This is a genomic window from Citrobacter sp. Cpo074 (assembly GCF_030332745.1).
Classification (GTDB): Bacteria; Pseudomonadota; Gammaproteobacteria; order Enterobacterales; family Enterobacteriaceae; genus Citrobacter; species Citrobacter portucalensis.
The window spans coordinates 838,402-850,986 of the sequence record NZ_JAOWHG010000027.1 but is presented as its reverse complement, the minus strand read 5'-3'; the positions used below and the strand labels follow the sequence as shown (position 1 = coordinate 850,986).

Genomic DNA, 12,585 nt, shown 5'->3' with positions numbered 1-12,585 from the left:
GGCATGCGAACATTTCAGAGGCTTATCAGTATGAAGGTTGTTTTTATCCCTGCGTTGATCGTAGTTCTGATTGATAAAGAACAGGACATAGGACGGGAATTGACCCGCTATGAGGTTGAGTCCATTCGTGATGGTGCTACAGCCATCCGCCTGCCAGCCGAAGCAGCCGAGGATATAATCAGAGAGCGTGGCTACCGCGATATTGATCCTGAGAATGTCTGGCGCGAGTGGCAGGCGTATAAAGCTGACTGAATGTTGATGGGAACACACTGCTTTAGTGACACATGAAAATTGTGCACTTACACGGATGGGTTTACTACGCACCTGTCGTGGAGCTGAGGGGCAACTTTGAGCGAGGAACGGAAGTTCGTTTTCAGGTAACATAATCCCTATGCAAGAGGATTTCTAAAAGAGAATGGGGCGTCTTCACATGAACGATGTATAATAAATAGCGCGTCCGACCTGCAGTCTAATACCCTCCTTCTACGGAGTTTGTGCTTTATGAACCTCAATCTTAACTCAGGAGTAAGATAGTGGACACTTTGTCTTATTAGATAGTTTTCTCATGAATGATGAAGTTAATCCGTATTACTTTGAACCAGCCAAGATTGTGAACCTGATTAAAAGATTGTAGCTTCGTTCAAACCCCGCCCTTGCGGGGTATTTGCATCATGCGTCAATAACAGCTATTTGATCTGCGTCCCGTTGATCCGCGCAATATCCTATTAGATAATGCCGCTTTTGCACGGAGCGGATACGCTTGTGACAGAGGGACTGCTCTGAGTGATCAACAGGTATTGCTAACTGCATTCAGTGTGGAACAACGAGAAGCAGGTCAGACCATTATCGACTACTAAGATCCAAGGAGAGCTTGTGCAATTCAGTGACATAATAAAAATGGTGCAAGACATTTGGTCATTTTCCTGGCCCCCTCTGGGAATTTGTGGCCTTGCATATTTTATGGCTCGTTTCTTTCACCCTGCCGGTACCACCAGTTCGTTACAGAAAATTTTATCAGGAATGAAAAAATACGGAGATAAGCTTGAAAGTACTCGCACGATCCTTGAACCATATGGCCTAACGAAGTTAGTGCCTGCTATTTCAATTATTATGCTCGTTAGTTGCATGTTTCTTCTAAACGGGCCGATTACTAGCCTTGTCAGCAACATTCCTCCATATGTTTCTTATAACCCCGCCTTACTTGCCACTAAGACAATGTCAGAAGCTCAGCAACTCGCGCTAATTCGAAAGTACCCAATGGCACAAAGTGTTGTCGAGGCATACTACCTCGCGCTCAGAAGTGCTGAATTGGAATCGAAAATAAAACCAGACTACGAAGGATTAAGTCTATGGAACCAAGCGCAAGACCTTCTCAAGTTCGCACTGGTTTTTGCCACTATCATGCTTATCGTTAGTCTCAAGGCGAAGCTTCCCATTGGTAAACAAATTACAAAATATTTATTGGTTTTAGTTGTGCTTATGTTCCTATGGACAATTTCCTTAGCTGGTCTTCTCTTTCAACAAGAACGAGTCATTAATGAGGAATCAGATATGGTGGTCATTCCTTTAATAAAGGATGCAAGTCCCTTACTTACATTGCCTATTACAGAAAAAGAAATGGATGAATTAAACCAAGTATCTCATGAGATGAGCCAGAATTGGTGGCAGGTCTATGTTATAGATGAGTATCGCTGGGAGTGGGTGAAAAAGACATTCTATCCTAATAGTGAACCTAAATGGCATTGACCTGCTCCCCTGTTGATCCACACTAATTTTATTAGCTACTTCCGCTTCTGGCACTAAGTGGCTAGGCATGAAGGTCTTCTATAAGCGAGGATGGAAGTTGCCTCTGATTATCAATAGCCAAGATCCAGAGTATTAAATTAACAAAATGGTTACAAAAACAACAACTACTTAGTTGCTGATTAAATCGGGTAGAGGTATAACATAACAAGTAAGATCTCTAATAACTTTCTAAAATTTTTGGAGTGACATGAAAACAACCCTTCCCTTTTGGTCAGTTGATGCATTTTTGTATTGGGTCACGCCTCGCAGATATACAGCTGAATGGTCTTCAGAGCTCATGTCACGCGTTTCTGGTTTTTTAGATGCATACATAATGTTTGACACTGTCATTATTCCAGAAAGATATAAAGAGGAAGGTATATTAAAAAAACTTGACCCCAACCGATCTATATTTGAATATGTTAAATCAAATGCTCTCATAAACTCCGATGATCTGTGCAATGGACTGACAATAGATTTATCACTTAATATCCCTGATATAAACGCTTTAAAAAAAGATGATTACTTATGGTTTTCTCAACATACTGGATATTGCAGTCCAGAAGATTTTGATGAAATGGTAAGTGAAAATTTCATGTCATTTTCATTGTTAAGGCTGTGGCAGTTGTCTTTAATTAATGAAATTACTGAACTTACAGAGTGTTGTGCGATCCTCCCATTGTCACTTCGTGACATAGATCTATTTCAAATAAAAGAACCACCTTTTCACTTAAATAAAATTAACGAACTGAATGTCCATTATCAATCGATGATAAAAACTGTGTCAGTAGCTGTCGGTGAACAATTTAATGATTACCTAGAAAATATTCCGCCATTTCTATCATTAGTCATCGATCAATCATTAAGCCAAGAACATTCAATCGAGGTCATTGCCAAAATTAGAGAGGATTATAAGGAATTACGATCTAGCGGATCGTTATACAGCTCAGAAATAATTCGAAGCAAGGGACTTAGGAATAAGAAAGAAATAATTGACGAATGGAATGAATCATGGGATAAATTGCTTAAGAGTAGTTTTAAAAAACCTTCTTTGTTCAAACGAAAGCTTTCTTTAGGTGATATTTCAAAGGCTGTAGTCACGCCACAAAAAGCAGGAATTTCAAGTATAATCCAGCTTTTTCTAGAGCATATTGAAGAATACTCTTCCTATAAACGGTTTAGGATATACTGTGATTTATATACTGAACTGGATAGCATTACGTTTTCAAAAAATAAATTAGAAAAAACATTCTCTGTCAACCTAAAAAACAAGTTGTCAATCTAATCTGTTAATCCTAGCTTTTTTGGAGAATCAGCTACGACTAACATACAGCTAGTTATCAGCCGATAGCCCTTCAACTTTTAATATTGTTTAAAATAATTGTTTGATGTATCTATCGAAACTACTATCTAAGGACAATTATCCCCCCTGCATATGGCACTTTAAATTTATTTAGGGCATATGGTTACTGATTGCAAATATCGAGCCCTAAGTTAATTTAAGGCAAAACCAGCTTGGATTTTTTCTAAAATTAAAGTTCATATAAAGCCTAAAAAAGGGGACTTTGATCATATAGAAAAACATTACCAATGTCCGCTCCTGGCACTCAGCAGACCTTCAGAATGAAATGAAGGTCTGCTTTGAGCGAGGAGCAGACATAATTTTTACTTAACTGGTTTATTGGTTACGGTTCAACAATATCCCATATTGAATGTAATAAAAATAATTGGTATAAAAATTAACACTTGGTTTTTATGCTTTCACTTATAGTTTTTCATTTCAACTATGTGCAGCCTAATAATGATAATGAAAGCCAAAAACATTAGCGATGTCTTTTAAAGGGGCATTAACTAGAATTTTCAAAAAGAAAAAGGAAAGAACTTACATTAATTTAGCTATCAATGTTTACTATACTTCTCGTATATCTCAGCATAAAAATGAGCTATCCATTCTTCATAGCTACTGAGGTGTACAACTAACCCACGAATGTCTGCCACATCGAAAATAACATAAGCAGCAACGTTAGCATTAATTTTCCCTCCAAAAACTTTTTTATAATCGTGGGCATCACTTGCAAAAAAAATCATTCCATCTTCATTAGGTATTCTTTTTGCAGCCCAATGTGCAAAGATATTTCTATAATCTCTGCGATATTTTATTTCTTGTAGTTTTCCTTTAACCTCATCAACTTTAGAAGACTCAATAAGGTCTTCACTCACTAACGCTATGAGCTTGCCTAAAATATATGGAATGTTCACCTTATCCTTTGGTTTTGTTTTAATAATTCCCGTTGACTCAAGTTTATTAAACAATCTATGCATATTTAGCTCTATAAAACAATACATCTGTATATATTGACCTAAGAGCATAAAATCCTCGTTTGTTAGGTTCCACAATTCATGTGCTTGATATTTATTTGCTTCTTGTTCTAAATATTCTACTCTTTCATTTCTGTATTCAATCGGTAATGCCATTATAATATCCTTGTTTTAGCTCGGATGACTTAGGTAAGAATAGCATACTTCAAGAAGCCATGCATTCCTCTATGATTATATAGTGCTTGCGCGAGCTATATACGTCAATATAAAATATAGATCTTTATAATCAGTTCCAAAATAAGTACTTTTTAAGTCTACTTCTGGCATGAAGGGTCTGCTTTGAGCGAGGAGCAGACATTGTGCTCATGCGGAAAACCGGAGGATTTAGCATCCGATTTTCCACACTCTTGGGTTACATTAATGATCTTCAGCATCTCGTATAGGCACCGCAGCAGCTTGTCGTACCTGACGACGCTGATTTCTTTTTTCCCACTTTGCTCGTAACCATTCGCTATATGACGGCATGTTAAGATATAGCTGCTGTGTCATATCGGCCAGAATGCGAAGATTATCTGTATAGCTGAAGTGTCCCTTTCCAATTTCAGCATGGCGGCCACCTGCAGTATCCCAGGCTTGAGAAAGCGAATATGGTGCGAACAGCTCTAGGCCAGTTAGGAGGATTACAGGAGCCCTTGTTTGTCGACGCTCGTGGATATATTCACGCCCCCAAGAAGCGAGTTTTGTAATCCGCTGAATTTCGGCCGGAGAAAGATCGCCTGCCTGCTTCATGGTCGCAAAAACCAAAATTGCGCCAGGGAAGCGGATAGCAAGTTGTTTCATTCTCTCAACATCTTCGACTTCAAATGCATCCACAACTACTTTTTTCTCTTCAGAATTCTCGCCCCTAAAGCTTTTTGCCTCTCCAAATACGAGTTCTGCGTGGTGATCCAGCCCATTGAAAACTTTGCGTTGGTGCCAGAGTATTAGGTCTGCTTCAATATTTTGTTTTGGGGCCAATGTCAGTATTTGACCGGTTGACCATGTAATGGTGGTATCGTGGCTTGCAAATGTGTTGGCAAGAAATCTTAGCGTTAGGGACGCAGCGTACCCCCCACGAGCATAATCGGGAAGGGCAAAGGGGCCTATCAGCCTGTAAGCCCAACGGGACAACTGACTCGAACTTGGATCGATCGTTGGAAAGCTGAACTTATTTAGGCAAAGGCCGCATGCTACTACATGATCCAGTTCGCGTAGCGCGTGCCACCCCCAAGTAGAACATTTTGCACATTTTAGTTCTAAGCCAAGCTCAACAGCACCAAGCTCAACTAAAGTTTCTGCATTTTTATTTCGCCATATATCACCCTTCACCACATTTTTAATTTTATTCTGAAATTCTTGGTATTGAATCGAGGGTGAAATGGGCCGTCGCGAAATTTTATTGAGAAGTTTCACTACCTCTGCATGGGCAAAACTACTAATTCCCCTGAAGCCTCCGAGTGTATTAATAATTTGCTGTGTAGCTTGCCCTGCATCAGAGATTTGGCTTTCGACTCCATTATTTTTTAGCCATTCACTTATCGCAGTTGTGCCATCACTTAGACGCCATAGGTCAGATATATTTTTGTACTTACAAAAGGTAACAAAACCTTCAGTCGTAGACAAAATTTTTCCCTGTAACGCATGAAAACGAGAGATCTTTGGTGACCGATAATCACAGGGAAAAACGGTTGCGACTCGGCTTGAATTTAACCAATCTTTAAATCTCACAACGTTTGCCCAGCGAGCGTTGCTGGCAGCATATCTCTCAGCGAAATCTGGATAGAGATTGTCAAACCGAACTTCGGTTCGGTCATCATCAATTTGTATGTCGAACGTTTTCTCTCCTGCAGAGAGAATGGGGCGCGTATTACGAACGGCAAAATGTGGGGACGGACGCCAAATTGGAGGGTACCAATCTTGTCGGACGTTTGCCCCATCACGATCCACACGCAAGTAGTCAGCATACAGTTGTTCGATGGCAGCAGAAGTGAGGGACCTTGCAAACAACACATTAGCATGGGTCATTACGCCATGTGGATTTCCTCGAAGCGGTCGGTAGCAATGTTCTATGTATTCTCTACAATACGGGGAAAGCACATCGAGCCATTGGATTGGGATGGGGCGGACATTCCTCCTTACTGCACGAAGATTCCAGTAGTCAATTAGATCGCGCGAGTCCTGTGCATCCATGACGAAGAGTGTTGGATCAGTATGATCTTGATAATTAATCTCAATATTCGAGTGACCGATTTGTAGTGCGGAATTAAATCCTTCATTGTACAGCTCTGCTAGAGCTTCTGGAGATAGTTCAACCTGTTTGGGATCAAAAGCATCACAGAATCCTTGGCCAAAATATTTAAGGTCTTCATCCTCAGGGAAGCTGCCGGCTAGGCAAGCACAAAACGATTTCAATGCATTCGTCCGAGGTATTAGTTCCACGATATTGTGCTCATGTCGACGCACGAATTGGAATTGCTTCTTATACAGATCTTTATATAGATCGAAGACATCAAGCCCAACTTGGCCTCGCGGTTCGTTAGATCGCCTTAGCATGGCTGAAAGTTGCAGTATTCGGTCTGGATCATAGCCAAGCCCTTTAGCCAGCCCTGCTTCAGCTTCTACAAGGAAATCAGGTTCGAAAGCATCAAGATAGCCATTGACGATCTGCAAAGCGCTCTCAGGTTTGTAGTCATCCCTATCCCACCATTTAGGCACATGGCCAAAAATTGGAATTATAGGGTTAAATTTACCGCCCCAAAGGCATGTGTTTATTTGGAAGATTTCCAGTAACCGTTTACTATCATTGGGTTTAACGAGGAATGCGAATCGAATTGGTCGTAGGGTTACGACGGCGCTGATATGAGCCATAATTCTTCCTGTCAGAATATAATGCGTTCACCTTGAGGTTGCATAATTGATTTGTCACGCACCGCTTAACTGAGCGTTTACCAGCATTCTACTTTGATTTACCTGCCGTTTAAAAATGGTTTAAGCATTATGTTGTATGGAAAAAGAGGCTACTGATCTACGCCTAGAATTAAATTTGCGTTCAGTTAATAACGTCCGCATTTGGCACAGGGCTGCTGTTGCAGCCCTGACAGTCCTAGACTTCAATCGATTCAGAGATCTCTAACACATCATCGACTTCAATGCCCAGATAACGGGCTGTGTTTTCCAGTTTCTTATGGCCCAACAGAAGTTGGATTACCCGAAGATTCTTAGTTTTCTTGTAGATCAGGTAAGGTTTTGTTCTTCTCATGGAATGTATACTTTAAAGCGAATCTTCGAGACCAAGCTTTGCTACCCACTCATGAAAAATTCGATTGTATTGGCGGGTTAAGATGTGCTGATCAGTACCGACCCGAGACCGGAACAAGAAGTCTTTACTGCGCAAATTGCCAAGCTTTATCAATGCGGCAACAACTTCTCTTGTCCCTTTGGTTATCTCAAATTGCGCAGGGCTACCGGTTTTCTGTTGCAACACCGTTGCTCTGCTTGAAACAGAGCTACCATATGCGCCATCAGATACTTTGAGTTTGACCAGATCATAGCCCCGAAGCTTACTGTCCTGGGTCATATTGAACAGATTCAGGTCGCGCGTTTTACCTTCAAGTTCAAGCCTGATTCTGATCACCCAGATATGAGATATCTGAAGTGGTCTTTTTTGGCCGATGATACGGTCTTTGTTCCACGGTGACGTGTTCATACTCAAATCTCCTGCAATGGGGAGATTTGAGTATGATTGCAGGTGCTAATTCTTAGCGAAGAGGCCGTCGGCAAAGTCTTATGTGACTTCTGCCAGAACCGGTACTACAGCAGAGGGTGGAGGTCCGCTATTTCCTTTTGATTGAGCGGATAACGCTGCCCATCAATGCCATTTAACTTCTTTATATGATCGATTATTTGGGACAGTTCGATGTCTGATTCAAGAAGAACCGCTTTTAGAGCCACAGGACTTATATTGTTTCTCATACAGCTTGAAAGCATAACAATGAAATCCTTCAGGTCAGAACGATAATAGCGAAGGTATTGATTGAACGTCGGGTATTCTGACGGGACGAACAGCGATTCAGTTGAAGCATCCCCCAAAGATTTGTCCCAGATGGCACGCCTTAGGCAAAGATGCAGATAGGCTTCCTTCCAGTATTTGGTATTGATGGTGTCATCAATAGTCATCATCTCCGTCACGGCATCATACAGATGCTGGTGCAGGTCGATAACGTCCTGCTGATAGCGCTGTTGCCCATCGGTAAATAGCCCTGCGAGTTGGTCCAGCGCAGCAATACCGGTTGTACACAACACTAAAAGCATCTCACCTACCTGATGGCGTAACGTATATTTTTCTGAAGGCGAATCAGCAAAACCGAATTCCGCAACCTCCCTGATTAAATAAGCTGAATTCCACAAGGCCAGCCATTCTTCGGCTGTATTGCCCTGTTGGACAAGTGGGAAGGCAAACAGATGTGAAGCGAGCCCAGGAAAAGGTTGTCCCTCTCTCCTGTAAAACATTGAGAGGCGTGAGGAGAATTGATCCAATGCCACCTTGCTGATTTCACTGGATTCCGGACGCCATAACCGATTAAAGATGGTTACATCCTGTAGAGGATAGCTGTTGTCATGAGCATAGTTAGAACGGGCAGCATAATAGCTGAGGACTTCCCATGCAGGGGCTTGGGGCGGGCTGCTATCGGGTAAGGATATGGCAGAGGCTTTTCTGCCCAATGCATCGTTTAGCAGTGAGTATGCGAAACTCGGGCGGGATAGATCTTCGCATCCCCGTTCATCCAGCAGAATCTGGCGCGTTAACCAGGCCGACCAACGGGTTACAATTCCGGCGTAGTCCGGACGAAGGCTTAGCGTTTTGGCAATAATTTCCGTCAACGCCTCCAGTTCGGCCCTAAAAATTTCTTCTGGGACTTTTTCTCGTTTCAATAGTTGGTGAGGAAGTTCCTGCAATCTTGACATGACGTGCGAAAGTAACAGGGGCAGGAATATATTTTCATTCCACTCACCCTCATCAGAAAACGCAGGAGCCGCGCTAGCTGCCAATCTTTTCCATCGTTCAAGCCGGGGTGTAAACATTCCCGCACCTGAGACCATCAGGATAGAATCAAGCAAAAATGGGTTTTCAGATGAATTCAGAAGAGCTATCAGTTTCTCGAAATCAATATCGGCCAGCAGCGCAAACAGCTCAGCCTCCTGAAAACCTGTTGGGTCTGCCAGGTGTATGCCGCGCCAGACTTGTTCAAGCTTTTCACGAGTGTTCGCCCAGGCGGAAAGACGATTGGCATTATCATTTCGTTGTCGGTGAAAAGACGGGATGAGCTTTCCGCACTCAATGGCGTTAAAAACAGAAGTTATCAGTTGGACATATATTTCTTCAACGTCAGAGTTCTGTTTGCAGAGCGCCAGCATAGCATTTCGTAATCCATACTCAACGACAGCCGAATTCGCTGCCAGGCTGCGCACTTTTTCCCAAGTTTGAATGTCCGGATACAGATTAAGAATCTTCGCGCAGAACAGAGGAGCAATGAACTCATAATCAGTGTCTTGAGTGTTACCATCACACCATGACGCTATAAGCGGTTCCACATCGGTTTGACTTGCGATGAATGCGTGCTGCAGATCCGCTACAGCATTCTCCAGTAAGCCATCAAACGAAATCAGCCAAGAAAAAAACGAATCCGCTGAAGAGGCAGGGTCGCTGACTGCTGAATAAATTTTACGACTAATGTCAGGCCATTCCACTAGTTCATTCACACCATCACCTTCCAGGCCAAATTAAAGAAATCTGCAGCGCCAGTTTCTATCGCACACCAGCCCCTGCTGACCGCGCTCAGAGAGGTATGAAACCCACCGACGGTCGCCCCGAAGTGCCAGAGTTCATCATCAATTATTGCAAATCGGTCATGTATTAAATCGTTATCCATTTTTTGCCTGATGACTAAGGAAAACTTCGTTTGTCCGGAAGCGCGCCTCTGGTTTATGTCGCCAACAAGGGCATCAAAAATGGAGCGCTGGGAAGCATCAAATCCAGGATCATGACATGTCAGAATGCGTATATCAGTGGCATCAATCCGAGGGTGAAACCATCCTGCAATATCAAGCACATAATCATCCTGTTTGATATTATCACTGGGTGAGGACAAGAAATGGCTATCCATTATCCAGACTCGGTTTTTAGCTTGTTTAACTGCCTCGACGAAATGTGACAAGGGGAGAGGAGCACTTAAGCCGCGGCGTTGATGCAATGCGCTTATGTCTGGTGGAAACCGTTCAGGATCACCGTCCGGCAGGCACCCCCAATAAATTGCCTGAGCAGGAAGTGTTCTTGGACTTGGAACGGGCACTTGGACTGGAGATGAAAATCTTCCCATCTTATTCATCCTCCTTATCCAATCGCTCGCCTGTATTCACATTAAAGTAGACGTTTATAGGCTGCCCCCTAGTCTTCAGTTTCTTGAGGTTATCAATGATTGGCTGCGGGTCTGGGAGCTTAACGATTACGGAAGCCTGTTTGCCAAATGCATTCAGCGAATTTCCAGAAAACCAGACCTCGCTGTCAATAACCACAAAGCGATCGTGCAAGAGGTTGCCTGGTAGAATATGTGTATTAACGGTTATATGCTGCGTCTGGCGAAGATGATCAATTCTTTGGCTGAAGACTGCGGCCTTTTCTTCAGAAGATTTTCCTTTGAAAGATTTACTCGTGGTGAGAATGTCCACAATGACTTCAGGAGAACTCACTTTGTATAAATACTGAGCGAACTGAAGCCCACTGAAATAGGGATCAGCAATGATAATTTGTTTTTTTGCTCCCTGAATAAGGGAATGGAAAAAGCGCATTGCGTCTATACGGCTATCATCATTGAACCACCGCTGACCTTGTGTATCAGCTTGGAGCTTTCGTTCACGCCGAATATGCTGCTCGCGCCGTAACGCTCTGTACCTCAGAGATTCTGTTTTATTGGCTACCACTGAAGTGGTGTTGTGAAGCGTGCTCCGTGAAGCGTGATAAGTCATACGGGGTGAGCCTGGGGAATCATCGATAGGAACGTCAATGATGTGCTGATTTCTGTCAGCAACCCCAACACCTACATTAATACTACGGAGGAAAGGCGCGGGAGCACTGAAAGCCAGAATCCCATGTTCCTGAGAGCGGAGTACGTATCCATATTCACCATCACATGTCCCTTTCATCTGCTGGACGATCCCATCCTCCTGCAGCGACACCGTCTGGAAGTCGGTCAGTAGATTCATATCCTTATCAAACGTAGTGAGTTGGAGTCCTTGCACTGTCTGACCGGGTCTGGGGACAAAACGAAAGAACAGCGATTCTTCGCCGGTAGTTATATCTTCAGTTATGAAATTTTCAATCTGACGGATGACAGGTTGAGGGCTGACATAACACGCACTACCAAGGTACTCCTGATAGGCACGAAAATTTATGTGCATACGACTAGCTATAAAAGCGCAGGCTTGATCATCAAGTAAAAAATGCTCAAATTCCCGGGCACCACTACTGAATCGGCGGTGTATACAGGATGTCATACTGCCAATAAAGGGAGCTGGGTCATTTTCTGCAGAGGGCAGGCTGAATAAACCCTCTCCAATGGGTAAACTCATCAGAGGCCAAGGTTTTTCATCAAATAATGGACCGACAAAAAACTTTATCCCATCGTATTTTTCATTCCTGTCCACTTCACGAGTTGGTAAGGGAGTTTTAGAAAAACCATCACTCAGAGAACGGTACCATTCCAATGCCTCTGATTCTAAAAGTAATACTCGCCGAAAATAAATATTTTCATCAGATCTTTTGACGCGAATCCGGTCAACCCCAGCCATTGGAGGAGGCGGCATTCTCTCTGGAGCAAGCGCAGTCACAGTGGCGAACAATAATCTGGCTGGCCCCTTGCCTTTAGGGGGCGAGATCGTTGCGAGTCTGATAATTGCCCAGCGTTCCGGTGTGTCGAGTAAGTCCATTACTAATAGCCGTCGCGATTTTAATGAGAAAAACACAATATACGCTGGGCCATAGACTGAAATCTAGAGAGTTTCAGATCATCGCTGGTTCAGTCTAGTCAGTCCATGCTTCGTTTGTGCTGACTGCATAAAGATCTCACTTGAGAAAATTTCAGTGATCTGGCATACGAACGATCTTTCCAAAAACTCCAATAATAAAGGTGCAGCTCGTTTTATCTCACTGGTTTCTCTAACCACAACTTAATCCATTTTAAACTGTTCTCACTTGCTTCACACAGACTGCTGTTAGCTACTTCCGCTTCTGGCACACAGCGGACGTTGGTATGAAGCAACACGGCGCCTGTTAATATTAAGCGGAAAGATTAATTAACGTGTCTCCCCGTTTTGTCATCCTCTTCGCTTTTTCCTTTATCCTGCTTCTCTTGCTGCGCATACAGCGACGTGTTCTCACTCGGTAAA

General features: G+C 42.9%; 8 protein-coding genes and 1 pseudogene. 3 read left to right on the top strand and 6 right to left on the bottom strand.

The window, feature by feature from the left end:
• The first annotated feature begins 30 nt into the window (after positions 1-30).
• The 3 genes from OGX83_RS08685 (at position 31) to OGX83_RS08675 (ending at position 3,070) form a co-directional block, all read left to right on the top strand.
• Positions 31-252 carry a hypothetical protein gene (locus OGX83_RS08685; RefSeq protein WP_286587811.1) on the top strand — a complete coding sequence of 74 codons (222 nt, stop codon included), beginning with the start codon at positions 31-33 and terminating at the stop codon, positions 250-252.
• 621 nt (positions 253-873) lie between these two features.
• Positions 874-1,746, top strand: coding sequence for a hypothetical protein (locus tag OGX83_RS08680; protein WP_103285023.1), 873 nt, complete (start codon positions 874-876; stop codon positions 1,744-1,746).
• A gap of 247 nt (positions 1,747-1,993) precedes the next feature.
• Entirely contained in the window at positions 1,994-3,070 is a 1,077-nt protein-coding gene (locus tag OGX83_RS08675) for a hypothetical protein (protein WP_286587809.1), read from the top strand.
• A 614-nt stretch (positions 3,071-3,684) separates the two neighbouring features.
• Here OGX83_RS08675 and OGX83_RS08670 read toward each other — a convergent pair.
• From OGX83_RS08670 to OGX83_RS08645, 6 genes and pseudogenes are all read right to left on the bottom strand, one after another.
• A complete protein-coding gene (locus OGX83_RS08670; protein WP_286587807.1) occupies positions 3,685-4,260 on the bottom strand; it encodes a hypothetical protein in 576 nt (191 codons plus the stop codon).
• A 261-nt stretch (positions 4,261-4,521) separates the two neighbouring features.
• Positions 4,522-7,011, bottom strand: coding sequence for a hypothetical protein (locus tag OGX83_RS08665; RefSeq protein ID WP_286587805.1), 2,490 nt, complete (start codon positions 7,009-7,011; stop codon positions 4,522-4,524).
• Between the two features lie 235 nt (positions 7,012-7,246).
• Positions 7,247-7,849 (bottom strand): annotated as a pseudogene (locus OGX83_RS08660) (tyrosine-type recombinase/integrase).
• Between the two features lie 104 nt (positions 7,850-7,953).
• Complete coding sequence (locus tag OGX83_RS08655) at positions 7,954-9,903, bottom strand: hypothetical protein (RefSeq protein ID WP_286587801.1); 1,950 nt, start codon at positions 9,901-9,903, stop codon at positions 7,954-7,956.
• Positions 9,900-10,520, bottom strand: a complete 621-nt coding sequence (locus OGX83_RS08650) for a hypothetical protein (protein WP_286587799.1) — start codon at positions 10,518-10,520, stop codon at positions 9,900-9,902. The genes OGX83_RS08655 and OGX83_RS08650 overlap by 4 nt, the downstream gene beginning before the upstream one ends.
• Position 10,521: 1 nt before the next feature.
• Positions 10,522-12,126: a VPA1262 family N-terminal domain-containing protein gene (locus OGX83_RS08645; protein WP_103285029.1), complete on the bottom strand. Its 1,605-nt coding sequence runs from the start codon at positions 12,124-12,126 to the stop codon at positions 10,522-10,524.
• Positions 12,127-12,585 lie beyond the last annotated feature (459 nt).